Source organism: Gilliamella sp. X-60, from assembly GCF_057063585.1.
This window is the reverse complement of the sequence record NZ_JBXSQJ010000020.1, coordinates 25,916-44,575: the sequence shown is the minus strand read 5'-3', so window position 1 is coordinate 44,575 and position 18,660 is coordinate 25,916. Positions and strand designations below refer to the sequence as shown.

The 18,660-nt window shown below is 36.4% G+C and carries 16 protein-coding genes; 2 read left to right on the top strand and 14 right to left on the bottom strand.

Annotation, left to right across the window (positions count from 1 at the left end; all coding sequences use genetic code 11):
• Positions 1-119: 119 nt before the first annotated feature.
• Positions 120-1,589, bottom strand: coding sequence for a glycoside hydrolase family 32 protein (locus ACYIAM_RS10285; protein WP_483748182.1), 1,470 nt, complete (start codon positions 1,587-1,589; stop codon positions 120-122).
• A 315-nt stretch (positions 1,590-1,904) separates the two neighbouring features.
• Here ACYIAM_RS10285 and ACYIAM_RS10280 point away from each other — a divergent pair, with 315 nt between their 5' ends.
• Positions 1,905-2,864, top strand: a complete 960-nt coding sequence (locus ACYIAM_RS10280; RefSeq protein ID WP_483748181.1) for an aminoimidazole riboside kinase — start codon at positions 1,905-1,907, stop codon at positions 2,862-2,864.
• Positions 2,865-2,971: 107 nt separating this feature from the next.
• Here ACYIAM_RS10280 and ispC read toward each other — a convergent pair whose 3' ends face one another.
• The 4 genes from ispC to ACYIAM_RS10260 all read right to left on the bottom strand — a co-directional run bounded on the left by ispC (position 2,972) and on the right by ACYIAM_RS10260 (position 7,956).
• Positions 2,972-4,150 (bottom strand): 1-deoxy-D-xylulose-5-phosphate reductoisomerase, encoded by a 1,179-nt coding sequence (ispC, locus tag ACYIAM_RS10275; RefSeq protein ID WP_483748180.1) that lies wholly within the window; start codon positions 4,148-4,150, stop codon positions 2,972-2,974.
• A gap of 1 nt (position 4,151) precedes the next feature.
• Positions 4,152-4,913, bottom strand: a complete 762-nt coding sequence (deoR, locus tag ACYIAM_RS10270) for a DNA-binding transcriptional repressor DeoR (RefSeq protein WP_483748179.1) — start codon at positions 4,911-4,913, stop codon at positions 4,152-4,154.
• Positions 4,914-4,970: 57 nt separating this feature from the next.
• On the bottom strand, positions 4,971-5,636 hold the full coding sequence (gene deoC, locus ACYIAM_RS10265) for a deoxyribose-phosphate aldolase (protein WP_483748178.1): 666 nt from the start codon (positions 5,634-5,636) through the stop codon (positions 4,971-4,973).
• Between the two features lie 937 nt (positions 5,637-6,573).
• On the bottom strand, positions 6,574-7,956 hold the full coding sequence (locus tag ACYIAM_RS10260; RefSeq protein WP_483748177.1) for a hypothetical protein: 1,383 nt from the start codon (positions 7,954-7,956) through the stop codon (positions 6,574-6,576).
• 812 nt (positions 7,957-8,768) lie between these two features.
• On the opposite strand from ACYIAM_RS10260, the gene ACYIAM_RS10255 reads away from it, so the two are divergent.
• Positions 8,769-9,644 (top strand): LysR family transcriptional regulator, encoded by an 876-nt coding sequence (locus ACYIAM_RS10255; protein ID WP_483748190.1) that lies wholly within the window; start codon positions 8,769-8,771, stop codon positions 9,642-9,644.
• Positions 9,645-9,742: 98 nt separating this feature from the next.
• Here ACYIAM_RS10255 and ACYIAM_RS10250 read toward each other — a convergent pair whose 3' ends face one another.
• The 9 genes from ACYIAM_RS10250 to ACYIAM_RS10210 form a co-directional block, all read right to left on the bottom strand.
• Positions 9,743-10,813 carry an alpha/beta hydrolase gene (locus ACYIAM_RS10250; protein ID WP_174796419.1) on the bottom strand — a complete coding sequence of 357 codons (1,071 nt, stop codon included), beginning with the start codon at positions 10,811-10,813 and terminating at the stop codon, positions 9,743-9,745.
• A 64-nt stretch (positions 10,814-10,877) separates the two neighbouring features.
• On the bottom strand, positions 10,878-12,083 hold the full coding sequence (locus ACYIAM_RS10245; RefSeq protein WP_483748176.1) for an MFS transporter: 1,206 nt from the start codon (positions 12,081-12,083) through the stop codon (positions 10,878-10,880).
• Positions 12,084-12,464: 381 nt separating this feature from the next.
• Positions 12,465-12,866, bottom strand: a complete 402-nt coding sequence (locus ACYIAM_RS10240; RefSeq protein ID WP_483748175.1) for a HEPN domain-containing protein — start codon at positions 12,864-12,866, stop codon at positions 12,465-12,467.
• Between the two features lie 14 nt (positions 12,867-12,880).
• Positions 12,881-13,651, bottom strand: a complete 771-nt coding sequence (locus ACYIAM_RS10235; protein ID WP_483748174.1) for a hypothetical protein — start codon at positions 13,649-13,651, stop codon at positions 12,881-12,883.
• 266 nt (positions 13,652-13,917) lie between these two features.
• Entirely contained in the window at positions 13,918-14,475 is a 558-nt protein-coding gene (frr, locus tag ACYIAM_RS10230; RefSeq protein ID WP_065587087.1) for a ribosome recycling factor, read from the bottom strand.
• 29 nt (positions 14,476-14,504) lie between these two features.
• Positions 14,505-15,239: a UMP kinase gene (gene pyrH, locus ACYIAM_RS10225; RefSeq protein ID WP_483748173.1), complete on the bottom strand. Its 735-nt coding sequence runs from the start codon at positions 15,237-15,239 to the stop codon at positions 14,505-14,507.
• A 119-nt stretch (positions 15,240-15,358) separates the two neighbouring features.
• A complete protein-coding gene (gene tsf / locus ACYIAM_RS10220; protein WP_483748172.1) occupies positions 15,359-16,216 on the bottom strand; it encodes a translation elongation factor Ts in 858 nt (285 codons plus the stop codon).
• Positions 16,217-16,304: 88 nt separating this feature from the next.
• A complete protein-coding gene (rpsB, locus tag ACYIAM_RS10215; RefSeq protein WP_065638006.1) occupies positions 16,305-17,042 on the bottom strand; it encodes a 30S ribosomal protein S2 in 738 nt (245 codons plus the stop codon).
• Positions 17,043-17,473: 431 nt separating this feature from the next.
• Positions 17,474-18,655 carry a serine hydrolase gene (locus ACYIAM_RS10210; RefSeq protein ID WP_483748171.1) on the bottom strand — a complete coding sequence of 394 codons (1,182 nt, stop codon included), beginning with the start codon at positions 18,653-18,655 and terminating at the stop codon, positions 17,474-17,476.
• Between the last annotated feature and the right edge of the window lie 5 nt (positions 18,656-18,660).

Here is an 18,660-nt window from a genome sequence, read left to right as displayed (position 1 = left end):
ATAATGCGCTGCATTGATAGTTTTAAATCATGATTTATTGTTTGTGATTATATGGAATAGGGCGATAAAAATGCAGTTTTTAAAACGAAAATTCACTGCCAAAAGGCAGTGAATTGATATTACGCATAAATAGATTTCAATTGCCAACTTTCCAATTTTTTAACTTTCGCTTTTCCGTTTTCAGCAAAGAGGTTGATGACTCGCTCGGCCGGTAATTGTGGATAAATACGACTAGTGAGACTATACAAATCATCATTAACAAAAACCTCGACAGAGGAGGCATCAACAAAAATATGCAAAGTTAGCTTATCTGTTTTTGGTAGCGGTACGCTACGATAACCGGTTAATTCAGGACCGGATAAACTGCGATCAAGTATAAGGCGTTCTGATTGTAGATCAATATACAAAAGTGTCGCCTGCTTACCATCATTAGTTGCTGCTAGTTGTAAACCAAAGCGTTCAGCGGTACTTTGTGTTAAATCAAATTCAATAGTAAGTTCGCAACTAATGGATTGAATATTGGTGTGTTTAATTTCACTACTCAGCATTATTTCACCAAATAATTCCGGATTTTCTCGCAATGCTTCAAGTTCTTTAATCGGGCGGTTTCGGACTTTATTATCTTGATCTAAAATGAGTTCACGCGGCAGCGTAAATGCACCAGCCCATTTATCTTTTTTGCTCGGCATCGCTGACTCCCACATATCCATCCAAGCAAACACAATACGACGCCCATCAGCAGCAAGAAATGATTGCGGTGCATAAAAATCATGCCCAAAATCCATCTCTTGAAAAGGTTTAACCGTTGAAAATTGTTGCCCTGGTTGCCAATCACCCACAATATAACCTGATTGAAATCGATTACGGTACTGATAGCCTGTTGCTTTCATACCCTGTGGCGAGAACATCAAAACCCATTTATCACCTAGCGGAAAAAAGTCTGGACATTCAAGCATATAAACATCAGGATCGATATCACTTACCACGACATGATCAAATATCCAATTTTTTAAGTCATCTGAACTATAAAGTAAAACTTGCCCCACATCATTTGGTGTTCGTTGACCGACCACCATCCACCACTTGCCATGTTGTTGCCACACTTTAGGATCGCGAAAGTGCATAATACCATTTTTTGGCGTAAGTACTGTACCTTGCTTTTCAAAATGAATACCATCTTTGCTACTTGCCAGACATTGGACTTGCCGAATCTGCTCATCATTACCTTGACCTGCTAACCAAAGATGACCTGTATAAACTAAACACAATTCGCCATGATTATTAACAGCAGATCCCGAAAAACAACCGCTTTTATCAAATTCTTGATCAGGGGCAATTGCGATTGGCAATCTACGCCATGTAACCAAATCATCACTAACAGCATGCCCCCAATGCATTGGCCCCCAATTTTCATCGTAAGGATGATGCTGATAAAAAGCATGATATTGACCGTTAAAGTAAATCAAACCATTAGGATCATTCATCCAACCAGCTAAGGGTGCTAAATGAAAATGAGGATAGTATTGTTTATTCATCACTTTTTCTAAATTTTTAACAGCTTGATTAGCTTTATCTATAGCAGTAGACATAAAAACCCCTTTTTTATCCAATAGTAGATACCTTTATCAGATAGTATATTAATTTAATTGTTAACGTTAACCATTAATAAAGTTAGCATTAAAATATGTGATGATAGTCACACATTTTTAACGTTAACAATGAATTTTTTGCCAAATGATTTAGTCTATAACAAACTAATTAAAAAATAACCATCATTAATTCAACAATAAATTAAACATCAATGACTTTATTAAAAAGCAAAAAGATGACGTATTTTACAAAGCTTAGCGGTAATCTTTTTTTATGTTAGATTACCTTAGTCACTAATTATAATCGAGTAAAAAATGAATAATACTAAAGTTTGGTCTCTTGGAGATGCTGTTATTGATTTATTGCCATTTGGTGATATGAATTATAAAGCTTGTGCTGGCGGCGCACCTGCTAATGTCGCAATTGGTATTGCAAAATTAGGGTTACCTTCCGCTTTTATTGGCCGAGTGGGAAATGATCCTTTTGGTCATTTTATGGAAAAAACGTTTCTTGAATATCATGTTGATTGCCAAAGCCTTGAAAAGGATGATCACCATAAAACAAGTACCGTTGTTGTTGATTTAGGTCAAAATGGAGAGCGAAGTTTTACTTTTTTGGTTTCACCTTCTGCTGATCAATTTTTGTCTCAGCAAGCGATACCTGATTTTAACCAAGATATTTTACATTTTTGCTCTTTGGCGCTAGTCGGCCACACTTGTCGGCAAACGCTTAAAACTGCCATTGAAAACCTTACCGCTAAAAATGGCTTAATTAGCTTCGATGTTAACTTGCGTGAGCAGATGTGGGCAAATAAAGATGAAATGCGCACAACTATTACTCAATTTTGTCATGATGCCGATATCCTTAAACTATCAGATGAAGAACTATTTTGGCTCACGCAATGCAATGACTGGCATGAAGCATTAAGTAAACTACAACAGCACTATAAAGCACCATTAAAGTTAATCACTAAAGGTAAAGATGGCAGTATTGTATTATGGCAAGGTAAAACATTTTCTTTTGATTCGTACCAAGTAAATAGTATTGATACCACCGGTGCGGGTGATGCCTTTGTAGCAGGACTACTTAGTAGTATTGCCTCATCAGGAATGCCTGAAGATAAACTCATGTTAGAAAGCATGATGACGATAGCTAGTGCTTGCGGTGCCTTAGCGACAACCCAAAAAGGCGCGTTAACAGCACTACCCGATAGCACATTTTTACAATCATTTATTAGCGATAATCCAACATTAACGGCTAAACAAATCGCTTAGTCAAGAAAAGCATGAATAAGGGCAGCCAACCACATTTTCAAAATAAAATTGTGCCCAGCTGCCCTTATTGCCTATTTAATTCACTGTTTATAAAAATCAAATCGTCTTTAGTGCTCGCCACATTGCGATCTTGCCCACTGATCAATCATAAAAACCTCATCAATTGTCCTTGGCTCAGGGAAAGCTAATTGATCTAATACTTTTGCTACATTTTTGGCAATATCCATAAAACCAATTTCATGTTGCAAAAATGCTTCTACCGCAATTTCATTGGCTGCGTTAAGTGCCGTTGTGGCAGCTTGCCCTTGATTGGACGCTTCTATTGCCAATTTTAAACAAGGATAACGATTAAAGTCAGGCTGTGTAAACGTTAAAGCCGAAATTTGACAAAAATCCAAAGGCGGTACACTTGAAGCAACCCGTTTGGGGTAAGACATAGCATAAGCAATCGGCGTACACATATCAGGCACACCTAGTTCTGCCACCACACTACCATCTTGGTAACGTACCATGGAGTGAATAATCGATTGCGGATGAATAATAATTTCCATTTCGTCGGCACTTGCATTAAATAACCAACGAGCTTCGATATACTCAAGTCCTTTATTCATCATGGTTGCCGAATCCACAGAAATCTTTTTACCCATCGACCAGTTAGGATGTGCAACCGCTTGCGCTGGCGTAACCGATGCAAGCTTATCTATTTCCCAATCGCGAAATGGCCCACCAGAACCCGTTAAAACTATTTTAGTAATACCCTGTTCAGCCAAATTAGCAAAACCTAAATTATGCTGTACCGTCATTGGCAAACTTTGAAAAATCGCGTTATGTTCACTATCCACAGGCAACAGTTCAGCGCCATACTCTTTAACCGCTTGCATAAACAGATGCCCACAAGTCACAAGTGATTCTTTATTAGCAAGCAAAATACGTTTACCTTTTTTAATTGCCGCAAGGGTTGGTTTTAGCCCAGCAGCACCAACGATAGCGGCCATCACTTGCTCGACTTCGGGCAACTGCGCTAAATCACAAATGGCTTGTTCACCGCTTAACACTTCAATATCCAATTTTAGATTAACAAGATTTGCTCTTAGCTCCTTAGCCGCTTGCGCTGTTGCCATAGCAACGTATTTAGGCTTAAATGCCAAACATTGCTCAGTCATTTTGGCAACATTATTGCCACCCACTAAGGCATATGCCTTAAACAAATGAGGATTTTGAGCAATAACCGCTAGCGTACTGCAACCAATTGAACCAGTCGAACCTAAAATTGTGATATTTTTCATATTAATACATTAGTTTTAAATTATGGTTATTGAAAAAAGAGATAAATTCTTTAGTCGGGGCTTTATCGGTAATAATTTGATTAAACAGCGTTAATTCACTAATAAAAGCCGGCTTGACTTGACTAAATTTAGTATGATCGGCAATCAAAATACGCTGTTCAGATTGTTTCATAGCTTGCAACTTCATATCAAGTTCATCAAAATGGTAACAAGTGACGCCTCGTGATATATCAACCCCAGCAGCAGAAATAAACGCTTTATTTGGGCAAATCGAATTTAATTGGCAATGCTGTCCAATAGCGGTAAAAATAGCATTATTAACCTGATAATAACCACCACATAAAATTGTCTTACAATTAGGTTTATTTTGTAATGCTAAAAATGCGTTTAATGAATAGCAGATAGCGGTAAAAGTTATTTCATCATCAATAGCATCAATGATAAAAGGGATTGTGGTACCGCAATCAAAAAAGACGGTATCGTTTGCAAAAACAAGTTTGCTAGCTAGTTTAGCAATATGTAGCTTTTCGTTAACTTGTTTATCTTGCTGATCGGAAACAAAATATTGCGTTGCTTGATGACGAACTTCACTGACAATATAACCGCCTAAAACAATTAATGCAGTAGGAATGTTATTTAAATCTCGTCGGATGGTCATTTCGGAAACCGCTAACAACTTAGCTGCCTGTTTTAAATGAATCTTATCTGTTTTTTTTAAAATTTGAATGAGGTCATTAATTCTTTTTTGCGATTGCGTTTCCATTCAGATTCCATCAATATCAATAAGCGACATAAAGTCGCTTATTGATAAGTTTATTGATTAATAACTGCTTGATGATGTGGTATCACCCGATACAATAGCAATGCCTGCGCTTGCACCTAAACGCGTTGCACCTGCTTGAATCATTTTTTCAGCAGTTGCACGATCGCGAATACCGCCCGATGCTTTAACGCCCATCTCTTTACCTACAGTATCACGCATTAATTTAACATCCTCAACAGTTGCACCCGACACGCTAAAGCCGGTTGAAGTTTTCACAAATGCAACGCCAATTTCTTTACAAATTGTACAAACTTTAACAATTTCTTCTTTGGTTAATAAACAGGTTTCTAAAATGACTTTTAATGGCACAACGCCACAAGCTTTAAACACCGCTTCGATATCCTGTTTAACGGCATCAAAATCATTGCTTTTTAACCAACCTACATTAATAACCATATCGATTTCTTGTGCGCCAGCTTTAACCGCCATTTCGGTTTCAAACGCTTTAGCGCTAGTCAGCATAGCACCAAGTGGAAAGCCAACCACCGCACACACTTTTACATCACTACCGTTAAGTAAACTTGCCGCTAAAGGCACATAGCCTGAATTTACACAAACCGAATAAAAATGATATTCCTTAGCTTCATCACAAAGCTTACGAATTTGATCTTCCGTCGCATTCATTGCGAGTAAAGTATGATCAATATACTTTGCATAACTCATAACGAGATCCTTAAAATGTCTTTGTAATAATGTTTAATTAAATATTGTTAGTCTGCAAATAAATAGAGATGTTATAAAAATAACAAATATAGCCAAGTACTGTTATTTTTATAACATTATGGCGTAATTATTTGAAATAGTACAGATAAAAATAGTGTTTAAAAAGTCGCGTGTGATTTTAAGACTTGTGGTAGAGGTCATTGGAAAACAGTTGGATTTTAGATGTTTTAGACTTTTTGTGAAAGAAATAACATTCATGTCAACGCCTCGTCAAACATTCCTGTTTGGCATGCTGACCTCACTTAGTTATCGGCGCACTCTGATGCAGGAATAAGACAAACAAAATAACCTTGGAACGTTCATTCTTACTAGCTAAAGGAATAAATAGCTTCAACCTGACTTTCTTTAGCACTTTATAAATGGTCGGACGACTGACCATAAACATTTAACCAAATTGAATAACGGTTATCTGTTCTTTATGATATAAGCGCCATATCGCTTGTCTGTGATACAATGTTAGAATACGAAAATGAAAATTACCACATTGAGCCACCCACAGCCGTGGTAGCAATTAAATTTAGAATGGAACAACAAGACCTAACGGTAAAAGACCTTTCCCAAGCAATTGGATGACCGAATCAAGTTTATGAAAGATTAAACGACAAACGTAAATTAACGCGACCAGTGATTAAAAGATTTAATCATCTGTTTAATATCCCACTTGATAGCTTAATCCATTAATCGAAATCAATCCCTCGCTTGAGGGATTTTTAAAAGAGCCCTATGCTTATTTTTGTGCACGTTGTTATTAATATAGGAAATTATATTTCTTTCAGTGGCAACAAGCGCAAGCTAATGGGAAGCCTAAACTGCGCGAAGGCTTGTTTCTTTGTTATATTACCCTCTATTTGCTCCATAAGCGCCCTCCACCCCCTAACTAAGGAGTAGTACAAACAGCAGGATGTTTGCCGCCGCGGTATCTGTAGACGTAACCATTACTCGAGTTGACATCAAAATTAGTGTCGTATATTGCATCACTCGTCCAGTAGCCAGTAAAAATGCGGAAGCCCGCATCGGCGTAATTGCCCATGCTGCCCCACTCCGTGAAAAACCCTGCACCTATATGACGCTGGTAATTCGTAGTACCTGACGACGGCGTGGCGCTATCTATCCCATCTACACATGGAAACCCATCATCCGCCCGTACACCACATTTTGCATTGGTTAAATCCCTTATCCTAGACAGACGATAGCCCAAACTACTACACCATGTAGTTTGACCTGAAGGAGTATCCTTATAATTCCCTCGATTGACAAACCACTTCTGCAATACAAAACCATACTTCACCACATTACCACTTTTATCCCTACCCTCTAATTCAATGAGCTGCGGTAAAATAGGTTTACGAAGTGGACTAGGACTATCTGACTGTATCTGAGCGCTATCCGCCCTAGGGCCTCTTAACGTTACCCGTGTTACATATTGGGATCTATCAGAAATCCATGTATCATTATCGTTTGGTTTTACCCATGTGACAGTAGCAGTTATATCACCATGAGGAACCGAAGACCAAGTCAACTGACTTGCATCACCCCCAACTATATCTAAATCAAAAAACAATCCATCGGCACCCGTAGTAGGGAAATTAAGTCCATAAGATGACAAACGTGTTGACTGAACTAAAAAACCCTTAGAACCCTTCCACATGTTAGCTGTACCATTGCGTTCATCAAGATTCGGCCTTGCGTAACAAACTTTAGGCGGTGAATTTGGATTGATATAATACGTTACCCCACTACCTCTGAAAAGCCTACTATTCGGTATACCATACTGAGTAGTTAAATTACCATTTGTACTACGTAATATTACCTTATAAGGTGCACTACATATATCTAATGTATCGCTACGACTTACTGTACTGCCATTCTTATCAGTAAAACTCACCGATATACTCCCTGTTGCCGTAACACCATTAGTACCCTGACCATCACCATCATCATCCCCCCAATTGCCTTGAGTAATTAAGTCGCTTAAACTCACTGTGTTTGCCCCTAGCGGCAGCACCATGTGTATATCATCAAAAGTACTTCCATTCCTTATCAGTATCGGATTTGTTGCACTTGAAGTATTGGATGAAGGGGTGACCTTTGTACCATCCGGCAAAATAATATTCAATAAATCATCATTTGAAGTTACCTTAGTTCGACCTCCATCAAACGTTAAATAAGGCGCACTGCCCGCAATTGCCTTTGTGGTTTGCGCCGATAACGCTTGTGTATCAAACGAACACGGCAATAACAACAACGGTGCAAAGACCAATGAATACCTTGATAATAACGATAAAGGCTTAAACTTAAACCTAGACCTCAACGACAGTCCTGCCGATAAACACAGCTTCGCTACGCAAAATGACTTAGGTGATAAAAATAAGAATTGTGTCTGTTTCTGACTATGATGAAATTGAAAAAAATTTATATCGTAGATTTGGCAGGCAAGATGCCATACATGGTAACGCATTTCGATTATCCCGTCAAGTAATTACTTGTTTTTTGTTTCTTTATAATTAACCACTCAACTAATGAGCTTTCCCTTGCTTTGAAGGATTTTAGATTGTAACTGGATGATTAAGAATGCGCTAGTTTTTTTGTTAAAATTTTGTAAAGATTTGTTAAGTGAGTAAAGTTAAGCTTTTGGTGGCGTGTTGTGGAGAATGTTTTTTGAATAAAAAACACCGAATAAAAACTTTAATAAAATCAGCACGTTTTCTGACCGATTTTTAACAAAAAACCATCAACAATTTAATCAACATATTGATTTTATATGTTTTTTTATTTATTGCCTCCGTTTCATTTACTAATTGGCATTTAAAAAACCACCTGAAACACTTATCTGTGTAAGTCCAAAGCTTATTTGACTTTTGCCAAATGTTCTATGCCAATTAACTCGCTCGGCAATACCGAGTGGTAACAAAGAGTAACCTATCCAACTTAGGTGATTTGTGATAAAACATCTGATGATTTTTAAAAGATTATGTTAATAATGAAAAGTAAACACACGTCATTTTCTGACATACATATTTTAAACATAAAAATCAAATAATTGTTAAACAAGAATGATGGGAAAAGAAAATGATAGATATAAAAATTTTACGTTATTTTCTTGCGCTTGCTAAGGAAGAAAGTATTACCGCTGCCGCTAACCATTTGCATTTAACTCAACCTACCTTATCTCGTCAGCTCATGGAATTAGAACAAACGCTTGGCACCCCCCTATTTATTCGCGGCAGTAGGCGAATTACCTTGACCGATGAAGGAATACGATTACGTAAACGTGCCGAGGAAATACTGGAACTTGTGCATAAAACAGAAGAAGAGTTTCAAGCACCCACCGAAAGTATTAGTGGTGATATTTATATTGGTTGTGGTGAAACCGATGCAATGAAGTTGGTAGTGAATGTGATTAAATCAATGCAAGAGGTTTACCCACACATCCGCATCCATATTTATAGTGGTAATGCAAATGATGTCACCGAACGTATTGATAAGGGATTACTTGATTTTGGTGTGTTAATTGAACCGACTCATCTAACAAAATATGAATCATTGTGCCTTCCTCAACAAGATACATGGGGAGTATTAATGAGAAAAGATTGTGCGTTGGCAAACCTTGAGGTCATTTCTCCATCTGATTTATGGTCATTACCACTGATTGTTTCCCAACAAAAATATGTTAGTGATAGCATTGAACAATGGTTTAAACGAAACTATGACAAATTAAATATTATTGCAACATATAACTTAATATTTAATGCCGCATTAATGGTTGAACAACATATCGGATATGCCTTGTGTTTAGATAAACTGATTAATACAACAGGCAATAACCCGCTTTGTTTTAGACCTTTATATCCAAAATTGAAAGTAGATGTGAATATTGTCTGGAAAAAATATCATGTATTTTCTAAAGTTGCTGAACTGTTTTTAAAACAGCTAAAAGAACATTTTTGATATTCATCTGCTATGTTATAATGATGAGCAAAAGCAAGGGAGCTTCGTAAATTCTTACTCCCTTTGCTATGGGACAACATTTCATTAAAAATTAATGGCTATTTTAAATGCGTTTTAAAAAAGGTTGTTAATTTATCAAAAGGGATTAAATCGATTCGATCATAAAGATCAACATGCCCAGCTCCTTTTACATAATAGAGTTCTTTCGGCTCTATTGCGCGATTATAAGCATCTTCACTGAACTCTTTAGAATGAGCCTGATCACCTGTGATAAATAACATTGGTCGTGGTGAAATGGTTTCAATATCGTTAAATGGATAGAAGTTCATAAATTTTACATTACTGGTTAATGTTGGGTGAGTCGTTAGTTCTGGCGTTGAACTGGCTGGCGTATATTCACCACGAGGCGTACGATAAAAATCGTAAAATTCATGGGCAATTGGACCATCTTCTGGTTTGAGTTGCCCTTTATTGACCGTACCACTTGTATATAATGTCTGACCACCGGTAAATTCAACATAACGTTGTTCTGCCGCCTGTTTAGTGATCTGTTTTCGCTGTTCAAGTGTTAACGAATGGTGAAGAGCATGGCGATTGGCCGAACCCATATCGTACATACTTACCGTTGCAATAGCTTTTAAACGTGGATCAATTTTAGCGGCACTAATAACAAAACTACCACTACCACAAACACCAATTACGCCAATATTGTGACGATCCACAAAAGTTTGAGTACCTAAATAATCAACTGCAGCACTGAAATCTTCTGCATATATATCGGGCAATACAACATTACGCGGCTGCCCCTCACTCTCGCCCCAAAAAGATAAGTCAATGGCTAATGTAATAAAGCCTTGTTCAGCCATTTTAGTCGCATATAAATTGGCACTTTGTTCTTTAACCGCACCCATTGGATGTCCAACAATAATGGCTGGATATTTATTTTTTGGATCAAGCGTTTTAGGCATAAATAAATTTCCAACCACGCTCATTTTATATTGATTTAGAAAACTAACTTTTTGCATAGTGACATTATCGCTTTGATAAAAATTATTCGCATTGTTAGACATATCGGCTCCCATTACTGATGGTGATAAAAATAACCCAAAAAGACTTAAAAAGACGATTAAAGCAGTACTATCTTTGAAATAAAATAAAACCTTTTTCATTAATGTGATCCTTTTAATAAGTGAATTTTAATTTAATATTTTCAATCAATTGCAAAAAATATTACTATGCAATAGGATGTCCTGTTACACGAGTAAATAACCAAAAGCTGAGTTTAATTAATATCAAGGCACATAAAAAAATTAGCGCAGAACTAAAAAATATACCTTGCATCCCCTTATGATCAAAGATGATGCCTCCCATTGCCGCTGCCAATCCGATAGAAAATTGAATCGCCGCAACAGATAATCCGCCCATCATTTCGGCTTTATCGGCAAGTGTACGTACAATCCAAGTAGACCAACCTACCGGAATAAAACCAAACATCAACCCCCAAACAATAACGATTAACATATTGAATGTTATATTTTTATTGATAAACATTAAAATAATAGCAAGCATCAATAAAATAAAATGAACAACTATCATCGTTATTTTAAATTGTTTACCCATCACAAAACCGGCAATAACGGTACCAATACAATTAGCAATGCCAAATAGAAGTAAAAGTGTAGAGAGAGTATTTGTTTGTAAGGCAAGATTATGTTCTAAAAATGGTCTTAAGTATGTGAAAAATATATGATATCCCCCATAACTAAATATCGTGGCTACTATTCCTATCGTTATCCAGCTTTGTTTTAAGAGAAAAAACATATTGTTAAAACTATTACCTTGCTGTGCAGGTAAAGTAGGCAATGCTATAAATTGCCAAATAAAGGCAATAACCCCCAGTAATGCCGATAACAAAAAGATATTTCGCCAACCAATCAGATTGCCTAAATAGCTTGCTAATGGTAGCGAAATAATCGTTGCCACTGAAACACCAGCATAGATAATGCTTAATGCACGAGATATATCTTTTGCCGGTACAAGTTGTAGCGTTACCGCTGAAGCCATAGACCAAAAGCCACCAACACATATCCCCAATATGCAGCGCCCTATCAATAGAATGATATAATTAGGGGTAAATGCGACCAATATATTAGCAATCACCAATAAAATAGAGAGCGTTAATAATACTAACCGTCTATTTATTTTTTTTGTTAATGGCGCCAATGTCAAACTTGCAATAACAGCAAAAATACCCACAGCAGTGACCGTTTGCCCTGCCATTCCTTCAGTAATATTTAATGTTTGTGCAATAGGCGTTAACAAACTAATAGGAATAAACTCAGCCACAATAAGACTGGTTACCCCCATAAATAATGAAAAAACAGCAGACCAATGGGATGTTTTTTCTGGTTCTCCCTGACACGATAATAGTGTTTTCATTACATAAAGTACCTTTTATTCAACTAGCTCCATAGCGGCATTAACGTTGAAACCTTGGCCAGTAAAATGCCTCTAAACCAAAAACCAACTTATCTATATAGATAAGATCAGAGTGGATAACACAAGCAGAAATAGTTTAAATAGCTAACTTCAAAAAAGTATAGGCACTTCATCAATCTATGTAAAATACTTATATTTTATAGTTATATATGCCTTAAAGGCATGGGGTATAAGCCCGTTTTGTTGAGGATATTTAGTTTGTTTTTTGTTGAATAATAGTTAATTACATCTGTCTATCTTACATTTTTAAATGCTTTTTTACCGTTATCATTGGGGGACTTTCTATTGTTTTAAATGGACTATTTTTAAAGGTATTAATAGTTAAGAGTTTGGCGCTGAATCGTTTGATAAAGGTATAACTTCTTCTATATCTTGTATAAATTTTCTAGCTTTAGCTATACTAAGTTCGGCTTCTTTTTTGTCTAATGTTTCTTGTAAATGGTAATCACATTTAATTCTAAGTGCTTTTTGTTCTAACAATCTTGCCCTTAAAGAAATTAATTTCATTCTTGGAATGGCTTCATCTTTACCCGGAGCAGCTAAATAATCGGTCACACTTTTATGAGAAGGTTCATCTTTAGGTAATCTAAAATTGATTGAAGATAAGATAGCGTGGTAACAACTATAATACGCTCTAGCAATTGCATTACGATAACCAATTTCATCATTCCGTTTTAATGAATCTTCAGCAAAAGAGAGAAAGTCTTTACAGTTTACTGGCACTTCCTTTCAACCCCCTAAGTAATAACTTGATATTCTGATTTTAGATAACGAATAGAGACGCCGAAAGCCTTATCATGAAGGAGTTCATTTTCAGCAATTTTATCAGCCAACTCACCATCTATTTTAGCCAAACGTACAAAATCAGTTTCGTTGGTTGTTAGTATCATAATATTAATATCATCGTCAGGATAATACTCACAACAGATTTGAGAATGTGATAACCGATAGGTATCTGCTATATCAAGAAAAGTTTTAAGTAAAAATTGCATATTTTCATCACTCAATTTTAAATTACTTTGAAATTGACGCAATGAATCAAGGCGTTGAGATAACTCAGAAATAACATCTTTTTTATTTAATTTATCAAGTTCTTGATATACTTTATTAATTCCCTCAAAATTACCATTCCATAAATATGCATCAAACAAATATATTAAAAAATTAGAGTTATTTGAAATTTGATTATTTGCTCTAATAATTTCTGCAATATGTTTTTTAATGAAACCTATATTAAATAAATAGGTTATATAATTCATCATAAAATAGGGTTCATTATAAGAAAAAGATTTTTCAAATAGCGATAATGCAGCTGAAACATCTCCCTTACAAGCATAAAAAAATGCCCACAATTGATCCCCAATTAAGTCTCCTTGAGGAAAAGGCTTCAAATCTTTACGAAACTCAAATTCTTCACAACCTTCGAAAATTCGTTCAGAAAAAAGAATCTGTATTAGCTTATCTAATATCATTGTGCCTTTTGTTGCAGGTACATTAGATTTTGCCATCGTTGATAATCCTTATACAGAATTGAATAATACATAAAATCACTAAGCGATAGTAATATCGGACGTCCAGTAATTAATCATTATAAATTATTGCTTATGATTAACAAGAAAAAGATTTTTCCTATCTAACCAATAAAAATTTAGATTACTTATTTGGTATTTTCCAACCTAAAATAGGTTTCAGTATAAAAATTAGTTTTCAATGGAAAAAAACGCTCTGCTTTATAAAACAGAGCGTTTGGAAGGAAAGGGAAAAAGTAGAAGAATTAGAATTCCATTAACTCTTTTTCTTTATCGGCAAGCACTGCATCTAATTTTTTAATTGCGGCATCTGTCGCTTTTTGGATTAAATCTTGTGCTTTACGCTCATCATCTTCTGAAATTTCTTTATCTTTTAGTAACGCTTTTATTTGATCGTTGGCATCACGGCGAATATTACGGATAGATACTCGACCTTGTTCCGCTTCGTTACGAACAATTTTAGTTAAATCACGACGGCGTTCTTCTGTTAATGGTGGCAATGGTACACGAATAACGGTACCTGCTGATGCTGGGTTTAACCCTAAATCAGACGTTAAAATTGCTTTTTCAATAGCAGGAGTTAATGATTTATCAAATACTGTGATAGCTAGCGTTCTTGCATCTTCAGCAACAATGTTAGCTAGTTGACGAAGTGGCGTTGGGCTGCCGTAATATTCAACCATAATACCATCTAATAAGCTTGGTGATGCACGACCTGTTCGAACTTTAGAAATATGATTTTGAAACGCATCAATGCTTTTTTCCATGCGCGTTTGCGCTTCTTTTTGAATCTCGTTTAACATAATAAAAGCCTTATTTAAAATAAAGATAATTAAATGGTTACTGTTGCTTTGTTATTAATTAATGTCCCTTCTTGTTCACCTAAAATAACGCGACGCAATGCACCAGGTTTATTCATATTAAAGACACAAATGGGTAGATTATGATCTCTTGCTAATGTGAATGCAGCTAAATCCATCACTTTAAGTTCATCATCAAGTACTTTATCATAACTTAATGTTTTATAAAGTGTTGCTGTTGGATCTTTAACAGGATCGGCTGAATAAACACCATCAACTTTGGTGGCTTTTAAAACAACATCAGCTTCAATTTCAATACCGCGTAAACAAGCTGCTGAATCGGTGGTGAAAAAGGGATTGCCTGTACCAGCAGACAAGATAACCACTCTACCATGACGGAGCAAGCTAATCGCTTCGGTCCAGCGATAATCATCACATACACCATTTAATGGAATGGCTGACATTAAACGGGCATTAACTTCAATTCGGTGTAACGCATCTCGCATCGCAAGACCATTCATTACAGTTGCTAGCATTCCCATATGATCGCCAACAACGCGGTTCATTCCCGCTTTAGCAAGCCCTGCACCCCGAAATAGATTACCACCCCCAATAACAACAGCGACTTGAACATTCATTTCAATCAGTTCTTTGATTTCTTGCGCCATGCGATCTAGAACGGTTGCATCAATACCAAAACCTTCGTCACCTTGTAGTGCTTCGCCACTGAGTTTAAGAAGAATACGTTTATAGAAAGGGGTCACCATATTGAAGTCTCACTATTTCGTTGTTTAATTACTCAAGAAGCTAAAAAATTAACCTGCAGTAATTTTAAAATATTTTGTAGATAAACAAAACCGCCTTAACGGCGGTTTTTATGAAACAATTAAGATTGTTTCGATATTGCAGCAACTTCAGCTGCAAAGTCAACTTCGACTTTTTCAATACCTTCACCCACTTCAAAACGGATGAATGAAGCAACTGCTGCGCTCTTTTCTTTTAATAATTCGCCAACTGTTTTAGAAGGATCCATAACAAATGGTTGACCTGTTAGTGATACTTCACCTGTGAATTTACGCATACGGCCTGCAACCATTTTTTCAGCGATTTCACGTGGTTTACCTGATTTCATTGCGATATCGATTTGAATGTTACGTTCATGTTCAACAACATCAGCTGGAACATTGCTTGGATCAACATATTCTGGTTTGCTTGCAGCAATGTGCATTGCAATATGTTTAACTAATTCATCATCAGCGCCATTAGCTGCAACTAATACACCAATACGCGCACCGTGTTGGTAACTACCGACAACATCACCAGCAATTTGTGCAACGCGACGAATACCGATGTTTTCACCAATTTTAGCAACTAAAGCTGTGCGCTCTTCTTCAAATTTAGCTTGCAGTGCAGCAATATCACTAGTGCGTTCAGTTAATGCTGCTTCAGCAACTTTATCACTAAATGCTAAGAAGCCTGCATCTTTCGCAACAAAGTCTGTTTCGCAGTTTACTTCTAAGATAATACCAAATTTTTTATCCGCAGAGATTTTAGAAATAATAACACCTTCAGCCGCAACACGACCCGCTTTTTTAGCGGCTTTTGCTTGACCTGATTTACGCATGTTGTCAATTGCAAGTTCGATATCGCCATTAGCTTCAACTAATGCCTTTTTACATTCCATCATACCTGCGCCAGTTCTTTCGCGCAGTTCTTTTACCATAGAAGCGGTAACTTCAGCCATTTTTTAATCCTCTATTTAACCATTGTGATGATTTTCATTAGAATGGGTCGATATTACTAAATATCAACCCTGAAAATATTTGAGTTTATTACTCTGCTGCTGGAGCTTCTTCTACGAAGCTTTCTTCAGATACTGGAGATTGGTTTTGCTCACGACCAGAACGTACTGCTTCAGCAACTGCATTAGCATATAATTGAATTGCACGGATTGCATCATCATTACCTGGTACGATGTAATCAATTCCATCAGGATCTGAGTTAGTATCAACAATAGCAATGACTGGAATACCTAAATTGTTAGCTTCTTTGATAGCGATATGTTCGTGGTCTGCACCAATCACAAAGATCACATCAGGTAAGCCACCCATATTTTTAATTCCGCCCAAGCTATTTTCTAATTTAGCCATTTCACGAGCACGCATAAGTGCTTCTTTTTTGGTTAATTTATCAAATGTGCCATCACTAGCTTGTGTTTCTAAATCTTTTAGACGTTTAATTGATTGACGTACTGTTTTCCAGTTAGTCAACATACCACCTAACCAACGGTGATTAACGTAGTATTGTCCACAACTTTCAGCTGCTTGTTTGATTGCTTCGCTAGCTGCACGCTTTGTACCAACAAATAAAATTTTACCTTTACGAGCGGCAACCTTGTTTAATTCAGCTAATGCTTCGTTGAACAATGGTACTGTTTTTTCAAGATTGATAATATGAACTTTGTTGCGTGCACCAAAAATAAATGGTTTCATTTTTGGGTTCCAATAACGAGTTTGGTGTCCAAAGTGTACACCCGCTTGCAACATATCGCGCATTGATACTGTAGTCATGATTTCCTCATTTTGACGTTGGGGTTATGCCTCCACATATCCGCTTTAACCGACCTAATTACACAAGGTAAAAGGCACCCCGGAAAAGTGTAATGATATGTGTGTGTTATAACGTTAATTAATCATTAAATTTAATGCTTTTATTCATCATTACTTTTACAAAAAAATAATATGAAATATAGCGCGCGTTTTATACCATAAATAGTATAAGATTGCCAGCTTTATTTGTATTTATTAGCTGTTAGCAAAGCTAATTATCGTTATTTATATGTAGGTAAGCTTTATTAAGCTTTCATTGCTTGTTTAACAAAAATAAATAAAATCAATATTTTTTATGGCGGTTTTTGAGTAGTGATTTTTTATATTAGATTATTTTTGAGGGGGGTAGGTTGTTCTGTAAGCAGACGCTTACAGAACAATGATAATAAAAACTAGCTGAATAACTTATGACATTGTAGGCAGATCCAATCCCATATACCACCGAAAAATCCTGTTTCTTCGATGTTTTGTAAAGTAACCAGAGGTTGTTCGCTAATCACTTTACCATCTAATAGAAACTGCATTTTACCCACTGTAGTACCTTTAGTTATTGGGGCATAAATATAATCATCAATTTTATATTCAACTTGCACATCTGCAGAGCGGCCTTTTGGTACAGTAATATAAGATCCATTAATCGCACCTAATTGAACTTTATTTTCGTCACCATACCAAACCGTTTCGGTCGCTAATGGCGTACCTGCTTTTATAGGGTTTGCGGTTTCAAAAAAGCGAAATCCCCAGACTAATAACTTTTTACTTTCTTCTTCACGACCTTTAAAGGTTCGACCACCCAGTACCGCTGAAATTAAACGAGTATTGCCATCAACCGCTGAAGCAACTAAATTGTAACCTGCTGCATTGGTGTGGCCTGTTTTAATGCCATCTACATTTAATGTAGTATCCCAAAGTAAGCCATTTCGATTAAGTTGGGGTTTTGATAGGGTATAGGTAAATTCTTTTTGTTTATAAATGGAATATTCTTCAGGTAAATCACGAATTAATGCTTGTCCTAAAAAGGCCATATCTTTGGCTGTTGTATATTGGCCTGGGGCATCAAGTCCGTGTACAGTTTCAAAATGGGTATGATTTAGTCCAATTTTTTTGGCGTAATCATTCATTAAATTAACAAAAGCACCTTGGCTGCCAGCAACATGCTCTGCCATTGCAATACACGCATCGTTACCAGATTGGATAATGATGCCTTTGTTAAGATCAGAAACCGATACCGTTTTACCGACTTCTAAAAACATTAATGATGACCCTTTTAACACAGGGTTACCTGTCGCCCATGCGTCTTTGCTAACCACAACCATATCATCATTTTTAATGCGCCCTGTCTGTAGCGCTTGACCCACCACATAGCTGGTCATCATTTTTGTTAGACTTGCCGGATCGCGCTGCTGTTCAGCATTATATTGCGCTAAAATTTCACCTGATTTTGCATCGATTAAAATATAAGATTCAGCATCTAACTGTGGAATAGCTGGAATAGGAAATGCCATTTCGGCCGATGCTGATGAACAAACTGTAAGCACGAAAAAAGCAAAAGATAATTTAAATTTCTTTGTCATTTATT